This is a genomic window from Acidovorax sp. NN32 (genome assembly GCF_057597245.1).
Genome location: NZ_CP199679.1, coordinates 2528372 through 2552827, shown reverse-complemented (window position 1 = coordinate 2552827; position 24456 = coordinate 2528372). Strand labels below are relative to the sequence as shown.

General features: G+C 65.7%; 22 protein-coding genes. 14 read left to right on the top strand and 8 right to left on the bottom strand.

The genetic code is table 11. From position 1 onward, the window contains the following. The first annotated feature begins 2 nt into the window (after window positions 1-2). The 3 genes from ACT89O_RS11965 (at window position 3) to ACT89O_RS11955 (ending at window position 3738) form a co-directional block, all read left to right on the top strand. Window positions 3-1043 (top strand): MerR family transcriptional regulator, encoded by a 1041-nt coding sequence (locus tag ACT89O_RS11965; RefSeq protein WP_121419944.1) that lies wholly within the window; start codon window positions 3-5, stop codon window positions 1041-1043. A 72-nt stretch (window positions 1044-1115) separates the two neighbouring features. Continuing rightward, window positions 1116-2396 carry an acyltransferase family protein gene (locus ACT89O_RS11960; protein WP_487262761.1) on the top strand — a complete coding sequence of 427 codons (1281 nt, stop codon included), beginning with the start codon at window positions 1116-1118 and terminating at the stop codon, window positions 2394-2396. 1 nt (window position 2397) lies between these two features. After that, window positions 2398-3738, top strand: a complete 1341-nt coding sequence (locus ACT89O_RS11955) for an MFS transporter (RefSeq protein ID WP_487262760.1) — start codon at window positions 2398-2400, stop codon at window positions 3736-3738. A 63-nt stretch (window positions 3739-3801) separates the two neighbouring features. Here ACT89O_RS11955 and ACT89O_RS11950 read toward each other — a convergent pair whose 3' ends face one another. After that, the gene (locus ACT89O_RS11950; RefSeq protein WP_121506582.1) at window positions 3802-4464 is read right to left on the bottom strand and encodes an NAD(P)H-dependent oxidoreductase; all 663 of its coding nucleotides are present in this window, start codon (window positions 4462-4464) and stop codon (window positions 3802-3804) included. A 306-nt stretch (window positions 4465-4770) separates the two neighbouring features. Between ACT89O_RS11950 and ACT89O_RS11945 the strand changes: the two genes are divergently transcribed. Next, window positions 4771-6996, top strand: coding sequence for a PAS domain-containing hybrid sensor histidine kinase/response regulator (locus tag ACT89O_RS11945; RefSeq protein ID WP_487262759.1), 2226 nt, complete (start codon window positions 4771-4773; stop codon window positions 6994-6996). Beyond that, a complete protein-coding gene (locus ACT89O_RS11940) occupies window positions 6983-7669 on the top strand; it encodes an RluA family pseudouridine synthase (protein WP_121506584.1) in 687 nt (228 codons plus the stop codon). The genes ACT89O_RS11945 and ACT89O_RS11940 overlap by 14 nt, the downstream gene beginning before the upstream one ends. 65 nt (window positions 7670-7734) lie before the next feature. Here the strand turns inward: ACT89O_RS11940 and ACT89O_RS11935 are convergent, their stop codons facing one another. Both ACT89O_RS11935 and ACT89O_RS11930 read right to left on the bottom strand, forming a co-directional pair. After that, window positions 7735-8178, bottom strand: a complete 444-nt coding sequence (locus ACT89O_RS11935) for a DUF4902 domain-containing protein (RefSeq protein WP_055397425.1) — start codon at window positions 8176-8178, stop codon at window positions 7735-7737. 58 nt (window positions 8179-8236) lie between these two features. After that, the gene (locus ACT89O_RS11930; protein ID WP_121506585.1) at window positions 8237-8917 is read right to left on the bottom strand and encodes an autoinducer binding domain-containing protein; all 681 of its coding nucleotides are present in this window, start codon (window positions 8915-8917) and stop codon (window positions 8237-8239) included. 252 nt (window positions 8918-9169) lie between these two features. Between ACT89O_RS11930 and ACT89O_RS11925 the strand changes: the two genes are divergently transcribed. From ACT89O_RS11925 to ACT89O_RS11905, 5 genes are all read left to right on the top strand, one after another. Then, window positions 9170-9724 carry an acyl-homoserine-lactone synthase gene (locus tag ACT89O_RS11925; protein ID WP_055397429.1) on the top strand — a complete coding sequence of 185 codons (555 nt, stop codon included), beginning with the start codon at window positions 9170-9172 and terminating at the stop codon, window positions 9722-9724. A gap of 57 nt (window positions 9725-9781) precedes the next feature. Continuing rightward, window positions 9782-10456 carry an adenylyl-sulfate kinase gene (gene cysC, locus ACT89O_RS11920; RefSeq protein ID WP_487257150.1) on the top strand — a complete coding sequence of 225 codons (675 nt, stop codon included), beginning with the start codon at window positions 9782-9784 and terminating at the stop codon, window positions 10454-10456. 27 nt (window positions 10457-10483) lie between these two features. Beyond that, window positions 10484-11509, top strand: coding sequence for a hypothetical protein (locus ACT89O_RS11915; protein ID WP_487262758.1), 1026 nt, complete (start codon window positions 10484-10486; stop codon window positions 11507-11509). Then, window positions 11506-12579, top strand: coding sequence for a sulfotransferase family protein (locus tag ACT89O_RS11910; protein WP_487262757.1), 1074 nt, complete (start codon window positions 11506-11508; stop codon window positions 12577-12579). Before ACT89O_RS11915 ends, ACT89O_RS11910 begins: the two co-directional genes overlap by 4 nt. A gap of 85 nt (window positions 12580-12664) precedes the next feature. Further along, complete coding sequence (locus ACT89O_RS11905) at window positions 12665-14326, top strand: methyl-accepting chemotaxis protein (RefSeq protein ID WP_487262756.1); 1662 nt, start codon at window positions 12665-12667, stop codon at window positions 14324-14326. Between the two features lie 118 nt (window positions 14327-14444). Here ACT89O_RS11905 and ACT89O_RS11900 read toward each other — a convergent pair whose 3' ends face one another. Next, entirely contained in the window at window positions 14445-15329 is an 885-nt protein-coding gene (locus tag ACT89O_RS11900) for an EamA family transporter (protein ID WP_121506588.1), read from the bottom strand. An 87-nt stretch (window positions 15330-15416) separates the two neighbouring features. On the opposite strand from ACT89O_RS11900, the gene ACT89O_RS11895 reads away from it, so the two are divergent. The 4 genes from ACT89O_RS11895 to ACT89O_RS11880 all read left to right on the top strand — a co-directional run bounded on the left by ACT89O_RS11895 (window position 15417) and on the right by ACT89O_RS11880 (window position 19171). Beyond that, window positions 15417-15932, top strand: coding sequence for a MarR family winged helix-turn-helix transcriptional regulator (locus tag ACT89O_RS11895; protein WP_431152845.1), 516 nt, complete (start codon window positions 15417-15419; stop codon window positions 15930-15932). A 39-nt stretch (window positions 15933-15971) separates the two neighbouring features. After that, window positions 15972-16733, top strand: coding sequence for an SDR family NAD(P)-dependent oxidoreductase (locus ACT89O_RS11890; RefSeq protein WP_055397439.1), 762 nt, complete (start codon window positions 15972-15974; stop codon window positions 16731-16733). Window positions 16734-16826: 93 nt separating this feature from the next. Then, on the top strand, window positions 16827-18011 hold the full coding sequence (bktB, locus tag ACT89O_RS11885) for a beta-ketothiolase BktB (RefSeq protein ID WP_055397440.1): 1185 nt from the start codon (window positions 16827-16829) through the stop codon (window positions 18009-18011). A 176-nt stretch (window positions 18012-18187) separates the two neighbouring features. Then, the gene (locus ACT89O_RS11880) at window positions 18188-19171 is read left to right on the top strand and encodes a tripartite tricarboxylate transporter substrate binding protein (protein WP_055397442.1); all 984 of its coding nucleotides are present in this window, start codon (window positions 18188-18190) and stop codon (window positions 19169-19171) included. A 190-nt stretch (window positions 19172-19361) separates the two neighbouring features. Here ACT89O_RS11880 and ACT89O_RS11875 read toward each other — a convergent pair whose 3' ends face one another. The 4 genes from ACT89O_RS11875 to ACT89O_RS11860 form a co-directional block, all read right to left on the bottom strand. Further along, window positions 19362-19799, bottom strand: coding sequence for a universal stress protein (locus ACT89O_RS11875; RefSeq protein ID WP_055397444.1), 438 nt, complete (start codon window positions 19797-19799; stop codon window positions 19362-19364). Between the two features lie 136 nt (window positions 19800-19935). After that, window positions 19936-20712: a 2OG-Fe dioxygenase family protein gene (locus ACT89O_RS11870; RefSeq protein WP_121419931.1), complete on the bottom strand. Its 777-nt coding sequence runs from the start codon at window positions 20710-20712 to the stop codon at window positions 19936-19938. Between the two features lie 133 nt (window positions 20713-20845). Beyond that, on the bottom strand, window positions 20846-21337 hold the full coding sequence (locus ACT89O_RS11865; RefSeq protein ID WP_487262755.1) for a hypothetical protein: 492 nt from the start codon (window positions 21335-21337) through the stop codon (window positions 20846-20848). Window positions 21338-21584: 247 nt separating this feature from the next. Next, window positions 21585-24449, bottom strand: coding sequence for an EAL domain-containing protein (locus ACT89O_RS11860; RefSeq protein WP_487262754.1), 2865 nt, complete (start codon window positions 24447-24449; stop codon window positions 21585-21587). Between the last annotated feature and the right edge of the window lie 7 nt (window positions 24450-24456).

The following is a 24456-nucleotide window of genomic DNA, read 5'->3' as shown; positions in this document are numbered from 1 at the left end:
CCATGCTGCTCAAGGTCGGTGATCTCGCGCGGCGCACCGGCCTGACGGTGCGCACGCTGCACCACTATGACGAGATCGGGCTGCTCAAGCCTTCAGGCCGGTCCGAGGCCGGCTACCGCCTCTACAGCCAGGCCGATGTGCAGCGACTGCACGGCATCCAGACCATGCGCCAGATGGGCCTGGCGCTCAGCGACATCGGGGCGCTGCTGGCGGGTGACGGCATGGCCCCCGAACGCATCATCGGGCAGCAGATCCGCTCGCTGGACCAGCAAATCGCGCAGGCCACCGAACTGCGCGGACGCCTGACCATGCTGAGGGACGGCCTGATGGCCGGTGCCGAGCCAGACATGGGCAACTGGCTGGAGGCCCTGGCGCTGATGACGACCTATGGCAAGTATTTCAGCTCGGCCGAACTCAAGCACATCTTTCAGAACTGGAACCTCATTGAGGCTGACTGGCTGATCGTCAAAGACCTGGTGCGCAGCGCCATGGACCGCCAACTGGCACCCGACACACCCGAGGTGCAGGCGCTGGCCTACCGCTGGATGGCGCTCATGCTGCACTGGATGAAGGGCGATCTGGACCTGCTGGAGCGCTGGGGCCATATGTTCCGCACCGAACCCAGCACCCAGGGGCGCAACCATGCACCGCCGGGTGAAATGATCGAGTACATCGAAACGGCCATCAAGCTGCGCATGGCGCTGCTGGAAAAGTACCTGACCCGCAACGATCTGCGCACACTGGGCCATGTGCCCCATACCGACTGGGCAGCGCTGGAGCAGGACGTTCAACAGCTTCTGGCCCGCGCCCTTCCTCCCCACCACCCCGATGCGGTGGCTGCCGCTTTGCGCTGGAACGATCTGTTCGACACACTCACGCGGCGCAGCCCCGAGTTGCGCCAGAAGCTGCTCATGGCCTCCGCCAATGAACCGCTGCTGCAGGCAGGCTCGCCCCTGAGTGCTCCCGTGCGCGCCTATCTGCAGGCAGCGCTGGCGCACGCCATGCCAGCACCTGCGGCCGCTGTGGTATCCCCACACCGCTGACAACAGCACCGCCCCAAAAAGTCAGAAAAGTGCTTGACCCTCACGCAACGTGAGGCTTCACAGTCGGTCCCTATGAATGGACCGACTCACACCCCAGAATCCGCCGCCCCGGGCCGAAAGCTGCATGCCCTGGACAATCTGCGCGCCGCCATGATGTGGCTGGGCATCGTGCTGCATGTCTCGGTCATTTACATGAGCCGGCCGTCTCCCCTGCCCTGGCACGACGATTTGTCCACGCCGGTGGCCGACTTGCTGGTGGCGGTGATCCATGCGTTCCGCATGCCCCTGTTTTTTATCCTGGCCGGTTTTTTTGTGTCGGCACTGGTGCAGCACCGAGGGCTGGCGGGCATGGTGCGCAACCGGCTGCGCCGCCTGGGCCTGCCTTTTGTGGTGTTCTGGCCGCCCTTGTTGGCGGTCAGCGCCCTGCTGGGCCTGTTGTTCCTGCACCGCATGGCCCATGGCACCTGGGGCGTGGACCGCAGCCTGCTGCCCCACGGCCCCAACGTACCCAAAGGCCCGCCGACCATGCACCTGTGGTTTCTGTGGATGCTGCTGTGGCTGGCCGTGTTCACGCCTGTGGGGTGGGCTGCAGCACGTGCGCTGCCCGGCGGCGTGCAAAAAGCCCTGGGGCGCTTCACCGCCTGGCTGGGCGGTTCGGCCCTGGGCGTTGTGGCGCTCACCCTTCCACTCGCCTGGATCGGCGCCCACTACGACCACGGAATCGTCACGCCCAGCGGTTCCTTTCTGCCTCCCTTGGCGGAATGGCTCCACAACGGGCTGTTCTATGGATTCGGGCTGTGCCTGTACACGCAGCGCAGGGACTTGATGGTGCGCTACGCAAGGCACTGGCCCGTGCTGGCGGGCCTGGGGCTCGTGTGCTTCCTGATCACTGCATTCTTGTCGGAAGTGCTGGCCCAGCCTGAGGCTTCGGCCTTTGCTCTGGTCCTGGTCACCGGTGCCTTCACCGAGATCCTGGCCGAGCCCGTCTCTGCCACCCGGCACCTGCAGTTCTGGATGGCACTGGCTTACAACGCCGCGTCCTGGTTGTGGAGCTTTGCGCTGATCGGACTCTTTCTGCGCCACGTCGGACAGCCCCGTGCCTGGCTCGCCTACCTCGCCGACAGCTCGTACTGGGTGTACCTCGTGCACCTGCCGCTGACGATTGGTTTTGGCGCGCTGCTGTATGGCGTGCCGATTCCCGTCCTGGCCAAGATGGCTCTCAACGTGCTGGCCACCACGGCCCTGTGCCTGGCCAGCTACCACCTGTGCGTGCGATTCACTGCCGTGAGCCAGTGGCTCAACGGGCGCCGGCACACCCGCAAATCTTTTGGAGACCCTGTTCATGCGACCTGAAATGCCCCATCACCCTACGCCCCCCCACCCAAAGAGCGCTCCCCAGGACCCGCGCGCCGCGCTGTTCAAGGACCCCAACTTTCGCTGGATGACGAGCGGCTCCTTCCTGTCCATGCTGGGCGACCAGTTCACGCTGATTGCACTGCCCTGGCTGGTGCTGCAGATGACGGGCGACACCCTGGTGCTGGGCACCGTGCTGGCCCTCATCAGCGTGCCGCGCGCACTGTTCATCCTGATCGGCGGAGCACTGGTAGACCGCCACTCGCCCAAACAGGTGCTGATGATCACCAAATACATCAACCTGGTGCTGCTGGCCGTGCTGGCGGGGCTGGTGCTTGCAGGCACCCTGACGCTGTGGATGGTGTATGCGCTGTCGCTGGGCATTGGCCTGGCCACGGCCTTCAGCATTCCTGCTGGCACGGCCATGATGCCGCACGTGGTGGCGCGCTCGCAGTTGCAGGCCGCCAACGGCATCAGCCTGGGCCTGCGCCAGCTGACCATGTTCCTTGGGCCCCTGCTGGCAGGGCTGCTCATTGCGCTGTTTGGTGCGGGCGACGCAGTCAAAGAAGTCGCCAGTGCACCGGCCCATGCCAACGCCACCGGCATCGGCCTGGCCTTCGCGCTGGATGCCCTGAGCTTTGCGGTGTCCGCCTGGACGCTGTCCAAGGTGCAGACCCATGCTGGCAACTCGGCCCCGGCTGCGGCACCCCAGGCGGTGCTGGCGTCGGTGGCGCAGGGCCTGGTTCACTTCTGGCGTGATGGAGAGCTGCGCACCTGCTTTCTCTACTGGAGCGCCATCGCCCTGTTCATCATGGGCCCCATCCACATCGCCATCCCCGTGCTGGCCAGCAGCACGCCAGCGCTGGGCGCGGCCGCGTTCGGCACCATGGTGGGCGCCCATGGCGCGGGCACGCTCCTGGGCATGGTGGTGTCGGGCATGTTGCCGAGACTGCGTTTTGGCAGCCTGGGCATGACCATCCTGGCGTTCGACGCCATCATCGGTGTACTGTTCATGCCTCTGGGGCTGATCACGGCCGTGTGGCAGGGCGCAACGCTGATGCTGGTCATCGGCCTGCTCGGCGGCTTCATGCAGGTGAGCGTGTTCACCTGGATCCAGCAACGTGTGCCACCGGCCCTGATTGGCCGGGCGATGAGCCTGTTCATGTTCATCTTCATGGGCCTGGCCCCCATCTCCGCAGCCGTCACGGGCTGGGTGATGAAAAGCATCACGCTGACCCAGCTGTTTGCGGCCAGCGGAGGTACGCTGGTGGTGCTGGCCGCGCTGGCTTTTGTACTGACGCCCATGCGCCGCGTGACGGATGCAGCACCCGCCACACGCTGAGGCTCCCCACGCAAAAAAGGCTGGACCACCGTCCAGCCTTTTTTGTGCCTTAGGAGGAGATCCTCAGACTTCAGTCACGAACTGCTCGCGGGGGCGGCGCACCTTCTTCAGGTTCACCAGCCAGTCGCCTTCATCGGCGCGGTAACCCAGCGGCAGGATCGATACGCTGCGCAGGCCACGTGCCCGCAGGCCCAGGATCTCATCGAGCGCGTTGGGGTCAAAACCTTCCATGGGGGTGGAGTCCACCTCTTCAAACGCAGCGGCGATCAGTGCGGCACTCATGCCAATGTAGGCTTGGCGGGCTGCGTGCTGGAAGTTCACCTCGGCATCGCGCTGGGGGTAGCTGTTCAGCAGCATCTGGCGGTAGTTTTCCCAGCCTTCGTTCTTGAAGCCACGCTGGTCATTGGTCAGATCGAACATCATGTTGATGCGGTCGGCCGTGTAGTTGTCCCATGCAGCAAACACCAGCAGGTGCGAGCCATCGGTGATCTGGGCCTGGTTCCAGGCGATGGGCTGGATCTTGGCGCGCACAGCTGGATCGGTCACCACGATGATTTCAAAGGGCTGCAGGCCACTGGAGGTGGGCGCCAGGCGCGCGGCTTCGAGAATGCGCTCCACCTTCTCCTGCGGAACCGCCTTGGCGGGGTTCATCTTCTTGGCGGCATAGCGCCATTGCAGTTTGTTCAGCAGGGGTTGGGCAAGGGAGGTGTCGTCGATGGGGTTCATGGCAAAAATTCCTGACAGTCAGTAGCGATCGGGTTGGATCTAAAAAATGCGGGATGGTGGAACTGTAGGGATCCGAATCTCCTTCGGTAAGCCCCGTGAGAGAAAAGGATTGTTCGCAATTGATCAACAATCGCCCCTTGAAAGAGGCGCTGAAGCCGTTCACCCCGGTCTCTGCGCGTACGAGCCCCCGGGGCCTGCAGGATCCGCAGGCTTGCGGGCGTACACTCGTGGCCATGCTTTCTGGCCCACAGCATTGCGCAGCGCGCGCACTTTCCTCGCGCCAAAACCCCTGGCCGCGCCCCTCCCATGAGTGAACCCGACCTGTCGTTTCTGGACCCTGCGGGGCGGCAGCCCGCTCCCACAGGTCATGCGCCCGGGACTCCCACCCCGCGTGCCACGCCCCCCAGCACAGGAGCCGAGGGCCTGGTGGCTGAGCTGCGCGCCTACCAGGCAGAGTTGGAGAGCCAGAACAAGGTCCTGCGCTACAGCCAGACCGTGGCGGAAAGCGCCTACGAACGCTTCGAGACCCTGTTTGCCAGTGTGCCGCTGGCCCTCATGGTGGTGGACGAACACGACATGGTGGTGCAGGCCAACTCGATGGCGCACCGCTCGTTCCAGCCCACCGAACGCGACCGCCCGCTCACGGCACTGATGCCCTTTGTGCGCCCGCAGGACGCCCGGCGCGTGCGCGAGGCCTTCGCGCTGGCGCAGGACCTGGGCCGCAGCGAGGTCAAGGAGGTCGTTTTTTCCATCAATGCAGATACGCCCATCACGGGCGACCTGCACATCGCGCACATTGAGGCCCCGCAAAGCAGTGGTCCACCCCTGTCGCAGTTTCTGTGTGCAGTGATCGACCAAGGCCCACTGCTGGCCGAGCGCCAGGCGCTGCAGCACAGCGCCATTACCCTGCAGCAGCGCAACGAACAGATCCGCGCCAGTGAGAAGCGGCTGGAGGCCATCATCAACTCCGCGCTGGACGCCATCATCTGCGTGGACCAGCACCAGCGCATCACCGTGTTCAACCCTACGGCGGCAGCGCTGTTCCAGTGCAGCGCCAGCGACGCGCTGGGCAGTACGCTGGACCGCTTTTTGCCCGACGCGGCGCAGGCCCTGGCGTTTGCCCAGCTCACCACCCAGGCCTTGCTGGGTGAAATGACGGCGCTGACCGCCAGCGGCAAGGAACTGGCGGTAGAGGTGAGCGTGTCGTTCGAGCGCCATGCCGAAGGCGAAACCACCACCGTGTTCGCCCGCGACCTGACCGGCCGCAAGAAGGCCGAGGCGCACCGCAGCGAGCTGGAAGCCCAACTGCGCGAGTCGCACAAGATGCAGGCCGTGGGCACCATGGCGGGCGGCATTGCGCACGACTTCAACAACATCCTGGGCGCCATCCTGGGCAATGTCGAGCTGGCCAAGGCCGACTGCGCACCGGGTTCACCAGTGCTGGAAAGCCTGATGGAGATCGACAAGGCCGGCCGCCGCGCGCGCGACCTGGTGCGCCAGATCCTCACTTTCAGCCGCAACGAGCCACCGCAGCGCTCCGCAGTGTCGTTGGCCGAAGTGGTGCACGACACCGAACGCCTGCTGCGCGTCACCCTGCCCCCCGCCATCGAGTTGCACATGCAGTTGCAGGCGGGCCTGCCCCCCGTGCTGGCCGATGCCACGCAGGTCGAGCAGGCCCTGCTCAACCTGTGCACCAATGCGGTCCACGCCATCCAGAGCCAAGGCACCGAGCGCGGCAGCATCCATGTGGAAGCCGCTGCCGTGCAGCCCGACCAGCGCCTGAGCGAACGGCTGGGCCTGGCCCCCGTGGACTATGTCGCACTGACCGTGCGCGACAGTGGCCCCGGCATGGACGCTGCCACGCTGGAACGCATCTTCGAGCCCTTCTTCACCACCAAGCCCGTGGGCCAGGGCACGGGCCTCGGCCTGGCGGTGGTGCACGGCGTGATGCGCACACATGAAGGCGGCGTGGACGTGCACAGTGCCCCCGGCCAGGGCAGCCGGTTCACGTTGTACTTTCCGGTCGCCCACAGCGCGGCGCAAAGCACCCTGGATGCGCAGCCCACTCAAGCGGTGCAGGCCGCACCAGCATCCTCCGCACCCTCGACGCCTCCCGCCACCGATACCCCCGGCAGCGCACCGCGCAAGAAGCACCACGTGATGTACGTGGACGATGACCAGGCCCTGGTGTTTCTGGTTCAGCGCCTGCTGCGCCGCCGGGGCTATGAGGTCAGCGGCTACACCGACCCGCACGAGGCCACGGCCGCGCTGCGCGCTGCCCCGCAGGCCTTTGACCTGCTGGTCACCGACTACAACATGCCCGGCTTCTGTGGAGTGGACCTCGTGCGCGAAGCCCGCCTGATCCGCCCCGACCTGCCCGTGGCCCTGGCCTCGGGCTACGTCACGGCCGAAATCGAACAGGCTGCGCTGGCCGAAGGCGCACAGGCATTGATCCACAAGCCCAACGACGTGGAAGAGCTTTGCGCCACCGTGCAGCGCCTGGTGGGCGGCGACAGCCATGCCGCAGGCTGAAACCAGCGCGCTGGCTGCGGACACTGCTGGCCTACCCGCCCCGGTGGCACTGCATGAGGATGCCGATCTGCTCGTGCTCTGCAAGCCCTCAGGCCTGCTGTGCGTACCAGGGCGCGGCCCCGACAAGCAAGACTGCCTGAGTGCCCGCGCTCAGCAGCACTGGCCCGGCGCACTCATCGTGCACCGGCTGGACCAGGCCACCTCAGGCCTGGTGCTCATGGCCCGGCATGCCGATGCACAACGGCGCCTGAGCCTGGCGTTCGAACAGCGGCAGATTCACAAGCGCTACGTCGCAATCGTGCAAGGCCTGGTGGCCGAACCGACCGGCTCCTGGGCAGACATCCATCTGCCCATCGCTGCCGACTGGGAGCGACGCCCCCTGCGCGTGATTGATGCAGAGCACGGCAAGCCCAGCCACACCCGCTGGCGCCCGCTGGACCACAACACGGCGGCAGGAACCACGCGGGTCGAGCTCGAACCCGTCACTGGCCGCACGCACCAACTGCGCGTGCATCTGGCCGCCCTGGGCCACCCGATCCTGGGAGACGCGCTGTACGCCAATGCCGCCACCCAGGCCCAGGCGCCACGCCTGCTGCTGCATGCCGGGGAACTGGCCTTGGCCCACCCCGCCACCGGGCAGGCCATGCGGTGGGCGCTGGCAGCTGATTTTTGAAGGTTTTTGCCACCCAGCGCTTGAAGGGCGTCATTTACAGCTATATTTTTAATAGCAAACCATACTCAATGACTGGGCAGCAGGGCCGTCACCGAATGGCTCAATTGCTCCTGCCAGGGCAAAGCGTCCACCACCGTGGACAGCAGTTCCAGGTTCTTATGCCACCCGGTATCGTTGCCCGTGGAATACACCAGCATCACGTTGCTGCGGGGCTGGCCCAGCCGTGCCCAGGCAAAGGGCCGTTGCGCTGTCCAGAGACTGATGTGCCAGTCCCAGCCAATGGAAACCACGGGGCAGGACGCGCTCACCCATTCGGTATAGCCGCTGATGGTGGTTTCGCAGCCGCACACTGCGGTGCGCGGCACCACCAGGTCCAGGTCTACCGCTGACATCAGATGGTGGATGGGCAGGGACAGCAACTCGTCAATCGACAGGCGCAGCAGGCCATCCGGCGACACCTGCATGGCGTTCACGCCCGCTCCCCACAGGCCGCCCAGGTTGCGGCCCATCCCAGCTTGGTGCGGTCTGGCTGTGCGCAAGGGCCTACAGCGCCCCCGGGCCGCTGCATCAGCCCAGCAACCCCAGCATGGCGGCACGCACGGTGGCAGCCGTCTTGTTGGTGGTTTGCAGTTTGGTCACGGCATTCTTGACGTGGAAGTTCACGGTGTTTTCCGACACATCCAGCAGCGAGGAGATGTCGGCAGAGGTCTTGCCGTCGGCGGTCCATTTGAGCACCTCGATTTCTCTGGCCGTCAGATGCGGCTGCATCTCTTCGGCCTGGCGTGTCGTAAAGATGCGCGACAGGATCAGGTGCGCAATGTGCGCCAGCCAGCGCATCTTCATCTCGCTGTGGGCAATCTCGTCGGGTGTCAGGGCATCGGACGAACGCGCCAGCGTCAGCATGCCGCGCACCCCGCCCCCATCAATGCACGATTGCGCCCATCCAAAGCGCAGGCCAAACGATCGCGCGTCCTCCCAGAAATCCTGGGCTGATGCAAACACGTCGTCCGACCAGACCAGCGGGGTCTGCTTGCGGCACCCATGCTGCACCGTGGGGTCCACCTGCACATAGCCCTGCTGCACATACCGCTCCTGCCAGGCCGGCGGGTAATTGTTCAAGAAAATGGTCTTTGGGTTGGACAGGGGCATGGGTACCCGCAGGCCATAGGCGCAGTACTCAAACCCCAAGGCGTGCGCAGCAAGCTCGATTTTGCAAAAAACCTCTTGCTCAGACTGCGCGCGGTCCATCACCCCCAAAAGATCTTCTTGCCAGCTTGTCATAGGACTCCAACACCGAGCACCACCCCACAGAGACTGACCATCCGCATGCGAATTACGCACCATCAACCGCCGTTACGTTTTTCCACATTCTGGCGGCATTGAAGCCCTTTGGCGAGTTGATTTTGAGAGGGACGGGGTCAGGCAACACCTACCAGAGTTGGTAGTTACAAATATTTTCGGGTGATTTTCTAATGGGGAAAACTCATGAGGGAACCTCCGATGCGCATCACCTCTGGCTGCTCTGCGGAACTGCGTCCACCACTGATGACCCGCATGGCCCGGTACCGGCACCGCGTTTTTGTGGAAAAACTGGGCTGGCAGCTGCACTGCCGCGATGCCCTGGAGCTGGACCAGTTCGACCGGGACGACACCGTCTACGTCATCGCCCAGAACGAAGACGGCGAGGTCATCGGCACCGCCCGGCTTCTACCCACCACCCGCCCCTACCTGCTGGCCGAGGTGTTTCCGCAACTGCTCAACGGTGCCCCGGCCCCCGACGCGCCGGAGGTGTGGGAGCTGTCCCGCTTTGCATCCATGGATTTTTCAGGCCCCACGGGCTCTGCGCTCGACCAGTTCTCCTCGCCCATCACCACCGGCCTGCTGCAGGCGGCCAGCCGGTGCGCCATGGCACACGGAGCCCAGCGCATGGTCACTGTCTCTCCACTGGGAGTGGAGCGCCTGCTGCGCCGCACGGGTTTTGAATCGCATCGCCTGGGCCCGCCCACCGTGGTCCAGGGCCATCCGCTTTTTGCCTGCTCCATTCGGTGCAAGTGACAACACGAAACCGCCTGCTGACACGCTCGCCGCCCACAGCCTTTGTCTGACATGACCATGCCGCAGCCTTCCTCGCTCCAGCACCCGGCCCAGGGCCCGACCCCTGCGGCTGCCTCTCCAGGCCTGACGCCCCACGGCCTGCGGGTGGTGATCCCGCATGCCGGACGGGTCACCGGCCCCCTGCGCGAGGACCTGCTGCAGCAGCGCCCCGTCACCCTCTGGCTCACCGGCCTGAGCGGCGCGGGCAAGTCCACCCTGGCCTATGCGCTGGAGGAAGAACTGCATGGACTCGGGTTTGCGAGTTTTGTGCTGGACGGGGACAACCTGCGGCACCGGCTCAACCGCGACCTCGGTTTCAGCGCCGCCGAGCGCTCGGAAAACATTCGGCGCGTGGCCGAAGTCGCCGCCCTCATGAACGACGCCGGGCTGATGGTGTTCACCGCACTCATCTCCCCCCAGCGCAGCGACCGTGCCATGGCCCGTGCGCTCATCGGAGAACACCGCTTTCTGGAGGTGCATGTGAGCACCCCGCTCAACGTGTGCGAGGGCCGCGATCCCAAGGGCCTGTACACCCTGGCGCGAGCGGGGCACATCCCACAGTTCACAGGGGTTTCCGCCCCCTACGAGGCACCCGAATCGCCTGATTTCAGCATCGACACCGCCCACCTGAGCCTGCCCGATGCCTGCGCGCAGGTGCTCGCGCTCCTGCGCCAGCGCGGGTACATCCGCTAGGGCTGTCTTTTTTGCACGTTTCTTTCCATGTCTACCGACCACGCCCCAGTCTCCGCCCCGGCGCCAACCCCCACGGCCCATGGGGTGCACGCCTATGACCTCTTCAACGGTGATGCCGACGGGCTGTGTGCGCTGCACCAGCTGCGCCTGGTAGAGCCCCGCGACAGCTTTCTCATCAGCGGGGTGAAACGGGACATTGCCCTGTTCGACCAGCTGCCCTCCGGGCGGCCGCTGCAGGTGACGGCGCTCGACATCTCGTGGGACCGCAATGCGCAGGGCGTGTGCCGGGTGCTCAATGGCGGCGGCAACGTGACTTATTTCGACCACCACAGCGCAAAAACCCTTTTCCGCCACCCGCAGCTCACCGCCCATATTGACACCGGCCTGGACGTCTGCACCAGCATCCTGGTAGACCGCCACCTGGGCGGCGTTTTGCGCCAGTGGGCCATCGTGGCGGCCTACGGTGACAACCTGGACGCCGTGGCCGACCGCATGGCGCGCGAGTATGGCTGCACGGCGGCCACACGCGGTGCGCTGGCGCAGCTGGGCTACCTGCTCAACTACAACGCCTATGGCGAAAGCCGCGAAGACCTGCACTTTTGCCCCGTGCAGCTGTACCGGTCACTCCATCGCTTTGAAAGCCCGCTCGACTTCATGGCCAAGGCCTACGAATTCCGCCGCCTGCAAGAAGGCCATGCCAGCGACCAGCAGGCCGTGCAGGACCTGGCCCCCTACACCGCCAACGACCGGGCCACCGTGTACGTGCTGCCCGACCGCGCATGGGCCCGGCGTCTGTGCGGCACCCTGGCCAACCAGCTGGTGGCGCGCAACAACGGGCGTTCGGTCGCCGTGCTCACGCCCCGTTCGGACGGCGACTTTCTGGTGAACCTGCGTATCGGCAGCGCCAGCGCCAGCCGTGCCGACATTTTCTGCAGCCGCTACCCGGCGGGTGGCGGTCGCCATGGCGCGGGCGGCATCGACCGGCTGCCCGACCAGGATATGGATCGCTTCATCAACGAGTTCTTCGCGCACCTGGAGTCAGACACACCATGAACCAGCCAACCCGCACTACACGCCCGCTTCCGCTGTTGATGATTCCGCTGCGGCGCTGCGGCAGCCATGCACTGCGCCTGCGCCTGAACGCCAGCCCACAGTTCCACTCCCCCTACCCCCTGCACATCGTGGACTTCATGCCCCTGGTGCCGCTGTATGGCGACCTGCGCGACGACAGCGCGTACCGGCAGATGGTCAAAGACGTGGTGGGACTGCAGCAATCCAGCATGGTGAAGTGGCCGGGGGTGCATTTCGACGCCGAGGAGATCTTCAACGCGCTGGAGAATGAACCCCGCAGCGTGCACCGCATTGTGTGGGAGCTACTGCTGCGCAGCGCGGAGCAGCACGGTGCCAGCGTGGCCATGGACAAGTCGCTCGACAGCGTCCACTACGCGCACGACCTGATGGCCCTGTTTCCGGATATGCGCTTTCTGAACGTGGTGCGCGACCCCCGGGCGCAGGTGGCTTCGATGAACCGGGCAATCATTCACGACTTCGACACCACACTCAACGCCCTGGCCTGGGTCAAGGCCCACGCCACAGGCCGCGCACTGGCACTGCGCTACCCGGACCGCGTGCTCACCATCCGCTACGAAGACTTCCTGAGCGACCAGGAACACACGCTGCGGCGCATCTGCCAGTTCATCGGCATCGAGTTCCTGCCGCAGATGCTGGACATCGCGGCATCGCAAGAGGCGCAAGACCTGTCCCGCATGTCCGCCCTGTGGGAGTCCAACTGCTTTGCCCCCCTGCCAGCCAACAAGGACAAATTCAAGACCCAACTGCAGCCCCACGAGATCGAGACCATCGAAAGCCTGGCGTGGGAAACCATGCACTACTACGGCTACGAATGCATGACCGAGGCCCAGGCCCTGCCCCCCACGCCCGTGGTGCTGGCGCAGTGCCACCAGCAGTCAGAAAAGCGGCGCGGCGAGGCCTGGGAGCAGTTGCTGCGCAGTGCGCCGCGCGACTATGCGGCCCGCCGCGTGCGGGCAGACTACCTGGAGCGCGTGCGCCAGCGCCTGCAAAGCACCAGCTCCCTGGAAACCGGGGCAGCGGCCTTGTCCTGACCAGCGCGGCAAACCAACCTGGTGCACAGGACCCCTACCCCAGCCCCTTCACACACCTTCGCCACTGCACCCTCAAGGAACCGCCATGCGCATCAAAGACCTGAAACTGGGCATTCGACTTGGAGTGGCATTCGGGCTGCTGCTACTGATCACCATGGTCATCGCTGTACTCGGCGTCATGAGCGTAACCGCCCTGCAGCACAGCAACGAGCACATTGCCACCTCGGAACTCAAGCGCCAGGGCATCGTGCACCAGTGGCAGACCGACATCCAGATGAACTGGTTGCGCACCGAGGCCTTCCTCAAAGCCAACGACGCCCAGTACGCCGGCAAGCTCAAGAAAGACATGTCTGCCGTGGTCGAGGTGCAAAGCAAGCGCATGCAGGAGGTGCACAGCTACCTGTTGCCCGGCAAGGAAATACAGCTTTACGACCAGGCTATTGCCGCGCGCGATGCCTACCGCGTCAAGCGCACCGAACTCGTCAAAGCCAAGGAGGCGGGACAGGACGTGGCCGCGCAGGCAGATACCGTGCTCGCGCCCGTCTTTCAGAGCTACGCGGCCGTGCTGCAAGAGCTGACCCACACGCTGGACGAAGGCGTGGCCAGCACCCTGAAGGACACCACGCGCAAGGCCGAGGCCAGCACCGCCTGGGTGAGCGGCAGCACCGTGCTGGCCATCCTGGTGGGGTTGTTCCTGGCGTGGTGGACCACCCGCTCCATCACCGCCCCTGTGCGGCAGGCCGTACAGGCCACCACGGCCATCGCGGCGGGTGACCTGGCCACTCCCATCCCCCTGGGGGCCAAGGACGAGCCGGGCCAGTTGCTCACCGAGCTGGCACACATGCGTGCCAAGCTGGCCGACATCGTGGCCAACGTGCGGCAAAGCGCCGAAAGCGTCTCCACCGCCAGTGCAGAAATCTCGCAGGGCAACCACGACCTCTCGGCCCGCACCGAACGCCAGGCCAGCGCGCTGCAGCAAACCGCTGCTTCCATGGAGGAGCTGGGCTCGACCGTGAAGCAGAACTCCGACAGCGCCCAGCAAGCCAACAAGCTCGCCCGCAATGCCAACGACGTGGCCGTGCAGGGTGGCGAAGTGGTGGCCCAGGTGGTGGAGACCATGAAGGGCATCAACGACAGCTCCAAGAAAATTGCCGACATCATCAGCGTGATCGACGGCATCGCCTTTCAGACCAACATCCTGGCACTGAACGCCGCCGTGGAAGCCGCGCGTGCGGGCGAGCAGGGCCGGGGCTTTGCCGTGGTGGCCACCGAAGTGCGGGGGCTGGCGGGCCGGTCGGCCGAAGCTGCCAAGGAGATCAAGGAACTCATCTCGGCCAGCGTCAGCCGTGTGGACCAGGGCACGGCCCTGGTCGACAAAGCCGGGCAGACGATGACGGATGTTGTCCAGTCGATCCGGCGTGTGACGGACATCATGAGCGAGATCAGTGCCGCCAGCGCCGAGCAGAGCGACGGCGTGGGCCAGGTGGGTGAAGCCGTGATGCAGATGGACCAGGCCACGCAACAGAACGCAGCCCTCGTCGAAGAAATGGCCGCCGCCGCCAGCAGCATGAAGAGCCAGGCCCAGGATCTCGTCCAGCTGGTCTCGGTGTTCCAGTTGGATACAGCGGGCAGCAGCCCCCCCCTGCCAGCCGCGAGCCGGGCGCCCACACCGCCGACCCACACGGCCCACCCAGCCCTGGCACCGGTTGCACGCGTCAGCGCGCCCCGCGCCATCGCCGCAGCCTGAGGCGCCGCAAGGCAGGGCGATGGTTCAGGGCCTTTTGAGGCCCTGGCGCATGATGGTTCTCATTGTTAGCTATACAAAATATAGCAATCAAGACCGCCTCCCGGCGCCACCAACGAACCTACCCTTGCACCGGCCTCGACATCGCCCACTGCACCGCCAAAATGCTGGCCAGCACCACCAGCATGCCCCCCAGCGCCACCCCTGTCATGGCCTGCCCCAGCAACACCCAGCCCAGCAGCACGGCCGTGACCGGACTCAGCAGCCCTAGCGACGACACCGCCACCGACGGCAACCGCGCAATGCCACGAAACCACAGCGCGTAGGCCAACAGGGCACCCGCCAGACTCAGGTAGACATAGCCGCCTACCTGCGTGGCCGAGAGCGCGGGCAGCGGCGGGTCGACCACCCAGGCCACGGGCGCCAGCATGATGCCGCCCGCCAGCAGCTGCCAGCCCGTGAATGCCAGCACCGGCAGGTCCGACCGCCAGCGCCGCGACCAGAACGTGCCCGCTGCCATGCACACTGTGCCCACCAGCGCCGCAGCCACGCCCACCATGTCCCACCGCGCCCCCGGCGACAGCAGCAGCGCCGCCATGCCCAGCACGCCCAGGGCACCCGCCGCCAACGCCAGGCCGGGCGGACGCCGATGGTCCAGCGCCCAGACCAGCCCCATCACCACCAGCGGACCTATGGCGCCCACCACAGCCGCCACGCCCCCCGGCAACCGGTAGGCCGCCACAAACAGCAGCGCCTGGAAGACCCCGATGTTCAGCGCCGACAGCACCAGCAGGCGCCGCCACCCCACCCAATCGCCCCACGCCGGCCAACGGCGGCACCACAACACCAGCAGCAGGCCTGCAGGCAGCGTGCGCAGCAGCGCCGCCGTGAAGGGCCGGTCGGGCGGCAACAGCTCGGTGGTGACGATATAGGTAGAGCCCCAGATCACCGGGCCCAGAGCCGTCGTGAGCGCATCCAGCCAAGGAGAGGTACGGTGGTTTTGCATGGCAATCTATCTTCAATTCAAGATAAATAATCCTACCACGCCTGTGCCCTACAATCTTGAATTCAAGATAATTTCATCACCAACACCATGGCCACTCAACGCCAACCCGACGCCGTGGACGCCATCCTGGCCCAGTGGCACCGTGAGCGCCCCGACCTGGACGTGAGCCCCATGGGCCCCATCGGCCGCATCAAACGCTGCGCCGCACTGTTGCAGCGCAGGCTCGACGAGACCTTTGCCGAATTCGGCCTGAGCTATTGGGAGTTCGACGTGCTGGCCACGCTGCGCCGCAGCGGCGCGCCCCACTGCCTGGCACCGACCACGCTGTTTTCCACGCTCATGGTCACCTCGGGCACCATGACGCACCGCATGGGCAAGCTCGAAGCCCAGGGCTGGATCACCCGCCTGCCCAACCCCGACGACGCGCGCAGCTCGCTGGTGCAGCTCACACCCGAGGGGTTGGCACTGATCGACCGCGCCGTGGAAGCCCATGTGGCCAACGAGCACCGCATCCTGGCGCCACTGAAGGCCGCCGACCTCGCGGCACTTGACGCCCGGCTGGCACTGCTGCTGGCGGCGCTTGAGTCGCCCACAGGGCAGTAATTACCCCCGGCCATGGGTACTGCGCAGTAACATGGCGGGATGCCCCAAAACCACCTCACCATCCTCACCGGCGCATCGCGCGGCATGGGCCTGGCCATGGCCCAGCAGCTTTTGAAGAGCGGCAACACTCTCGTCTGCATCGCGCGCAGCACCAACGCCGACCTGGCCATCGAAGCGAAAGCGGCAGGCGTCACCATCGAACAGTGGCAGCAAGACCTGTCGCAGGGCGAACAGGCCGCCCACAAGCTGCAGGCTTGGCTGCAGGCGCAAGGCCCTCAGGCATTTGCCAGCGCCACGCTGATCAACAACGCGGGCATGATTCCGCAGATTGCACCGCTGTCACACAGCAATGTGGACGACCTGGCCACCGCCCTGCGTGTGGGGCTGGAGGCTCCCATGCAACTGACCGCCGCCTTCCTGGGTGCAACGGACAGCTGGACGGTGCCCCGCAAGGTGCTCAACATCTCCTCGGGCCTGGGCCGCCGGGCCATGGCCTCGCAGGCCGCCTACTGCGCGGCCAAGGCCGGCATGGACCACTTCACGCGCTGCGTGGCGCTGGACGAGGCCCTCAAGCCCCACGGTGCCAAGGTATGCTCGCTGGCGCCTGGTGTGATCGACACCGACATGCAGGTCCAGCTGCGCGGCGCCGACCCGGCCGCATTCCCGGACCGCCAGAATTTCGCCAACCTCAAGACGGGTGGCCAACTCACATCGCCCACCGACGCCGCTATCCGCGTGCTCGCCTGGCTGGAGCGCGCAGACTTTGGCACCAACCCGGTGGCCGATGTCAGAGATGCCTAAAGCCCCGAAACTCCTGTTTTTATAGCTGCTAGCGCTTTCTGGACAAGCGCTAGCGGCCAATTTAGCCTCAAATTCATCTGAAAGGACCTCCCCATGACCCGTGAAGTCGTCGTCGTCAGCGCAGTGCGCACCGCCATTGGCACCTTTGGTGGCAGCCTGAAGGACGTGCCTCCCACCGAACTGGGCGCACTCGTGGTGCGCGAATCGCTTGCACGTGCCAACGTGGAAGGCAAGGACGTGGGCCACGTGGTGTTTGGCCATGTGGTCAACACCGAACCCAAGGACATGTACCTGTCGCGCGTGGCCGCCATCAACGGTGGCTGCGGCGAAGGCACGCCTGCTTTCAACGTGAACCGCCTGTGTGGCTCGGGCCTGCAGGCCATCGTCAATGCCAGCCAGTCCATCCTGCTGGGCGACACCGACGTGGCGATTGGCGCCGGCGCTGAAAACATGAGCCGCGTGCCCTTTGCCAGCCTGAACATGCGCTGGGGCGCCCGCATGGGCGACACCAAGATGGTGGACATGATGATCGGCGCTCTGCACGACCCCTTCCACAACATCCACATGGGTGTGACGGCCGAGAACATTGCCGCCAAATGGGGCATCACGCGTGAAGACCAGGACAAGCTGGCGGTGGAAAGCCACAACCGCGCCGAACGCGCCACGCAAAACGGCGTGTTCAAAGACCAGATCGTCCCCGTCACGCTCAAGAGCAAGAAGGGCGACGTGTTGTACGCCACCGACGAGCACTTCCGCCCCGGCGCCACGATGGACGACCTGGCCAAGCTCAAGCCCGTGTTCATCAAGGAAAACGGCACGGTGACGGCCGGCAACGCCTCGGGCATCAACGACGCTGCCGCCGCCGTGGTGCTGATGGAAGCCGGTGCCGCCAAGGCCCGCGGCGCCAAGCCCCTGGCACGCCTGGTGGCCTACGCCCACGCAGGCGTGGACCCCAAGTACATGGGCATCGGCCCCGTGCCTGCCACGCAGCTGGCGCTGAAAAAGGCGGGCCTCACCGTCAACGACCTGGACGTGATCGAAGCCAACGAAGCCTTTGCCGCCCAGGCCTGCGCAGTGACCAAGGACCTGGGCCTGGACCCTGCCAAGGTCAACCCCAATGGCTCGGGTATTTCGCTGGGCCACCCCATTGGCGCGACCGGCGCGCTCATCACCGTGAAGGCCATCCACGAGCTGCAACGCATCCAGGGCCGCTACGCGCTGGTGACGATGTGCATCGGCGGTGGTCAGGGCATTGCAGCGATTTTTGAACGCATCTGACCTCCCTGCGGGTGGGAACACTGCCATCGCCACCCGCGATGCTGCCACCTGCCATTGGCAAGGCGGGCGCCTCCGGTCATCAGCGATCATTGGCGCCCGCTGACCCAGATCAGCCAGGTGGCGTGTGCCCAGCCACCGCCTGCACATTCCATGAACCGACGGAGACAAACCACACCATGATTCGCACCCTGCTTTCCTTCACTGCGATCGCTTTTGCCGTGGGCACCACCGCGCACGCCCAGGCACCCGCACCGGCTGCGGCCTACCCCACCAAGCCCATCCGCCTGATCGTGCCCTTCCCGCCCGGCGGCGGCACCGACATCCTCTCGCGCCTGGTGGCCACCAAGCTCACCGAAAGCGCCAAGTGGACCGTGGTGGCCGACAACAAGGCCGGCGCGGGCGGCACCATCGGCATTGGCGAAGCTGTCAAGGCCGCGCCCACGGGCTATGACCTGGTGATGGGCCAGAAGGACAACCTCGTGATTGGCCCCTGGCTGTACAAAAACCTGCCCTGGGACCCCACCAAGGACCTGACCGCCATCGCCCACGTGGCCTACACGCCCGTGGTCATCGCCACCAGCGTCAACTCCAAGTACAAAACGCTGGCCGACGTGGTGGCCGCCGCCAAGGCCTCGCCCGGCACCATCACCTATGGCTCGCCCGGCAACGGCACCTCCATCCACCTGGCAGGTGACCTGTTCGAGAAGGCCGCAGGCGTCAAGCTGAGCCACATCCCGTACAAAGGATCGAACCCCGCGTTGATGGATGCGCTGGCGGGCAACGTGGACCTGCTGGTCTCGTCCCTGCCCTCTGCCATGGGCCAGATCAAGGCAGGCAAGCTGCGTCCGCTGGCCGTCACGTCGGCCAAGCGCAGCTCGTCGCTGCCCGAAGTGCCCACCGTGGCCGAGTCGGGCTTCAAGGACTTTGATGTGAGCACCTGGTACGGCGTGTTTGCCCCAGCCGGTACACCCGCCGCCGTGGTGACCACCGTGAACGCTGAAATCAACAAGCTGCTGGCCACGCCCGACATGAAGGCCGCCATCCAGGCCCAGGGCGCCGAGCCCGAAGCCATGTCGCCCGCACAGTTTGGCACCCTGCTCAAGACCGACTACGCCAAGTGGAAGGGCATCGTGGAAGCCTCCGGCGCAAAGATTGAGTGACCCCCTGAGGCGCTTCGCGCCTTCCCCCTGAAGGGGGACGCACCCGGTGGCCTGGCGGAGCCAGATCCACGGGTGCACTGGTGGGAGGCGCGCCTGTTCCGCGAGCTGTGGGAAGCGGATGCGCAGCGTTATCGAGAACTGCCATGAAAAACGGCCCCGTAAGGAGCCGTTTTTTTAAGGAGCAACGCCCTCAGTCGCGCACCACCAGCACGGGGATGTGCACTACACCCAGCACGCGCTGCGTGACGCTGCCCAGCACCAGCTTTTCAAGGCCGCGCCGACCGTGGGAACCCATCACGATGAGGTCGGCGCCTGTGCTCTCCAGCGCGCGCAGGATGCCGTCGTGCACGGCATGGCCTTCGCCCACCACGGTGGTCACAGCCACACCGGCTTCGGCCATGGCTTTGCGCGTGGCTTCCAGGGCCGCGTTGGCTTCGGAGGTAGCGGCATTGATGTACTGCGCCTGGCCATACGCAAAATCGGCCCCCACGCCGGTGAAGGGATAGGGGTCTACCACATAGACCGCCGTCACGGCGCTGCCAAAGGTCTTGGCCAGCCCGGCCGCCTTGGACACGGCCAGCATCGAGGTGTTGGAACCATCGACTGGAACCAGAATGTGCTTGAACATGGTGCTCTCCTTGGGTTGATGGGTGAGTCAAGCTTGTGGCCCGACTTCTTGAACCAGAGTGTGAACCGCCACCATACCCCGCATCTTGATTCGCATCAAATCGGCTTCACACATGCGCTGCTGCAGGCGCTTGTGTTCAGGCTGCCGGGGTCTGCCCCACCACGTCCGCCCCCTGAAAGTTGCCTCGGCGGCAGGTGACCACCAGGGTGTCGCGGTACCCGCCTTCGGCCAACGGCTGAATGGGGGTGGACTCGTGGATCATGCGGGCATCGTCCAGCAGCAGCAAAGACCACGGCTCGGTCAGCGTAAAGCGCTGGCCGCTCGGGCCTGCGGCCTCGAACACGCGCGTCTCGCCGCCCTTGACGCCCTCGCGCCCCACCAGGAAGACGGCCACCAGGTCCACGCCATCGCGGTGCGCCCCCTCGGGCGTGGGCCGGCCAATGCCGTCGGTGGTGTCGATGCGGAACTGGTGCGCCTCGATGAACCAGGGCACGGGCGCCTCGGACGGAGCAAACACGGCATCGGACACCCCGGCCAGCGCAGCCAGCAGCTGCTGCCACACCGGCTGGGCCACGGTGGCAGCCTCCATGGGCGCAAACCAGCGCTCCATGCCGCCATGCAGCGCGTTGTATTCCACAGGTTGCCAGTGCGCCCGGTGCGGTGCCTGCTGCAGTTGCCCGCCCTGCACCACAAAACACGCATGGCGGCGGCGCCGGTAGCGGCCACCGTCCTTCAGAAAATCATCGGGCGGCAACGCCGCCCAGTCGCCATTCAGGGCCATCAGCGACGAAAGATCGCAGCCCACCCAGCGGGCCACATCGGCAGGCGACAAAACGGCGTAGCCCGCCTTGCGGAGCTGGCTCGCCACATCGGAGGGAGCCGTGAACGGAGGAGAAAAAGTGACTTGGGCCATAGAAGCCCGAGCTTAACCGCTGGCGCCGCAGGTCTTCTGCGGTGGCTCAAGCAAGGTGCGGCAGGGCCTGCACCTGCTTGGCACCCCGCAGTGCTGCGATCGGCCTTCCCCCTCAGTCGTTAGCCGTTAGCCATCAATCGCGGTTGCCGTGGCCCTTGCCGTTGCCATGGCCGCGCCCCCGGTCCTGGTCACGGTCGTGCTTGCCACCGTGGCGTTGGTCGTCGTCCCAGCGGCGGTCATCGCGGCCGTGGGCACGGGGTGGAGGGCCACGGCGTGGTGGTGGCTCCTGCACAAAATACACCGGCTGGTTGCAGGCGTTGTAGCGGCCACAGTGTTTGCCCCAGTTCTTGGCATGGCCGGGCGGCACATACAGGTAGATGGGTGCCCGTGGCACCACCACCGCCGGGCGGTGGATGATGACCGGCTCGGCGTAGATCAGCGGCGGTGGTGGCGCATTGCCGATGTTGATGCGGCCGTACACGCCGGGCGCCAGTTCGCCGCCCACGGTGGCGTTGACATAGGCCTGCGCGTGGGCGCCGCCAGCGGCTGCCAGCAGCAGCGCGGCCATCGCGCCAGACAGGAGAAGACGGAGTGAGTGCATCGTGGTCATGGTGGTGTTTTTCATGGGGGACTCCTTGTTTTTGCCACCCGGAGCCGCCACCCGTTGGGCGGCTGCGGTAGGCTGGCCCTGGTTTGTAACAAGGCCTGCCACACCCTACACCGCGCAAGGTGCACAGGATGTAAGGAAATGGCGACAGAACCCCTTGCCGGCCTCGCAGCGGTCAATTTTACAAGCAAAATTTGCTTCTAGCGCTTACCTATCAAGCGCTAGCAGCTATCAAAACAGAAGCACCCTCCAACAACAGACGGCCCTACACCACCGCCCCTGCCGGCGCCTCCCGCAGTGCGCTGGCAGGTCCGGGCCGCCCAAACAGGTAGCCCTGCCACATGTGGCAGCCCAGGCTGGCCAGCATGTCGCGCTGCTCGCAGGTTTCCACGCCTTCGGCAATCACGCCCAGGTCCAGGCTCTGGGCCAGGGTGACGATGGTGCGGGCAATGCTGGCATCGTTGGCGTCGGTGAGCAGGTCGCGCACAAAACTCTGGTCGATCTTGAGCTGGTCCAGCGGCAGGCGTTTGAGGTAGCTCAGGGACGAGTACCCGGTGCCGAAGTCGTCGAGCGAAAACCCCAGGCCCAGCGCCCGCAGCGTGGTCATGCGCTCGATCGTGTCCTCCACGTCGTCAAGCAGCAGGGTCTCGGTCAGCTCCAGCTTCAGGCGCTGCGGGTTGGCCCCCGTCTCTTCAAGCACGCCCAGCACCTCGTCCACAAAGTGCGGGTGGCGGAACTGGCGCGCGCTCACGTTGACGGCCAAGGTCCAGGGGGCGGTGGCCGGGTCTTTTTCCCACTCCACCAGCTGCAGACAGGCAGTGCGCAATATCCACGCCCCCAGCGGCACGATGAGGCCCGAGGCCTCGGCCACCGGAATGAACTCGGCCGGCGACACCAGCCCCCGCTGCGGGTGCTGCCAGCGCACCAGCGCCTCGGCCCCCACCATGCCGTGGGCTTGGCTGATCTGGGCCTGGTAGTGCAGCAGGAACTGGCCGTCACGCAAGGCCTCGCGCATCCCGGACTCCAGGGCCGTGCGCGCCGTGACGGCGGCCTGTGTGCGCGGATCAAAGAACCGCATCGTGTTGCGCCCGGCACCCTTGGCCTGGTACATGGCCATGTCGCCCCGCTTGAGCAGTTCGTCCACTGAGCCCTGCGCATCGGCATACAGCGCCACGCCGATGCTGCACGAGCTGTGGTACGTGTGCCCCCCGAGCGGATAGCCTTGCGCCAATGCGAGCAGCACCGCGCGCCCCACGGTTTCTGCCTGGGCGGCGGCTTCGTGGGCCTGTGGGCTCAGCCCCTCGATCAGCAGCACAAATTCGTCGCCCCCCAGCCGCGCCACGGTGTCGCCGCTGCGCACACAGCCGCCCAGGCGGGCCGCCACCTGGCGCAAGAGCTGGTCACCAAACTCGTGGCCCTGCGTATCGTTCAGATCCTTGAAGTTGTCCAGGTCCACAAACAGCAGCGCCCCGCCCGCACCGGAGCGCGCCGAGGTGGCCAGGCTGTGCTGCAGGCGGTCGTTCATGAGGCGGCGGTTGGGCAGACCGGTGAGCGGGTCGTAGAACGCGAGCAGGCGGATCTCCTCCTCGGCCGCCTTGCGGTGCGAGATGTCGGTCAGCGTGCCCACATAGTGCGTGACCTCGCCTTGTGCAGAACGCACAGCCGTCACCGTGATCCACGCGGGGTACACCTCGCCGTTCTTGCGCCGGTTCCACACTTCGCCCTGCCAGGCACCGGTGCTGCGCAGCGCACTGTGCAGGCCTTCGTAAAACTGCGCATCGTGGCGGCCAGACTGCAGCAATGCGGGGGTCTGGCCCACGAGCTCCTCCACCGTATACCCCGTGAGGCGTGCATACGACTGGTTGGCCTTGAGGATGCGCTGGTCCGGCCCCGTCACCACCATGCCCTCGAAGGACTCGAACACGGACGCCGCAATCCGCAACGACTCCTCGGCCCGGCGGCGCTCTGTGATGTCGGTGGAGATACCGCACAGCGCGTGGATGCTGCCGTCGGGCAGGCGAAGGGGAATCTTGACCGACAGGTAGGCACGGGTCACGCCATCGGCCAGGTGGGTATTGACCTCTTCCACCTCCAGCCGCTCGCCGTGCTCCAGCACGCGCCGGTCGTTCTCCTGGATCTGTACGGCAGTGGCCTGGTCAAAAAAAGCCGTGTCATCCTGCCCCACCACCTCGCTCGCGGGCCGCCCGAACAGCTCCAGGATATGGTGGTTCGCATACTGGTAGCGATAGTCCCGCCCCTTGATGTAGATGAAGGCACCCACGCTGTCGAGAATGGCCGCCAGCTTCTGCTCGCTGACCTGAAGGTGGCGTGTGCGCTCCTGCACCTTGCGCTGCAGCACCACGGCAGAGAGCGCGGCCAGCAGCCCGAACAGCGACAGCCCCGCCACACCCCACCACACCCAGGGGGGAATGCGCGCGCCCTGCTCCTGCCCGCCCCAGCGGCGCAGAACCTGGGTGTATTGCGTGTCGGCACCGCTGCGCCAGTCCTGCACTGATCGATCAATGGCATCCAGCACATCGGCGTTGCGTCCGAGGCCGGTGGCAAAGTACAAGGTGGCGGGCTGGAACACGATGCCCGAATCCGCCAGCCCATATTGGGCCGCATGGAAGTTGCCGAACAGGTGATTGGCAATCACCGCATCCGCATCGCCGCTCTGTGCAAATTCGAAAGCCTCCGTCAGTGTGGACGCATCGATCAGCAGCACTGCAATGCCAAAACTGTCCATCATGCTCTGGAAGGTTGCGCGCTGCACCGAGCCCTTGAGCACCGCCACGCGCTTGCCCGCCAGGTCGAACATCGACTGGATGGAACTGCCCCGCGCGCGGTAGACCTGCGACCAGCTGTGCAGCACAGGCGAGGCATGAAAGTCGAACAGCCGCTCGCGCTCGCGGGTGCGGGCGACGTCGGGCATCAGGTCAATCTGCCCGGCTGCCAGCGCATCCAGACAGTCCTGCCAATCGCAGGGGACATAGCGCAGCGTCCACTGCTCTCGGGTGGCCACCAGCTGAAGCAGGTCCACAAAGATGCCTGAGGGCTTGCCCTCCTGGTTCACAAACACCTTGGGTTCGTTGGAATACACCCCCACGCGCAGCTCGCGCGGAGCCGCCATCGCAACG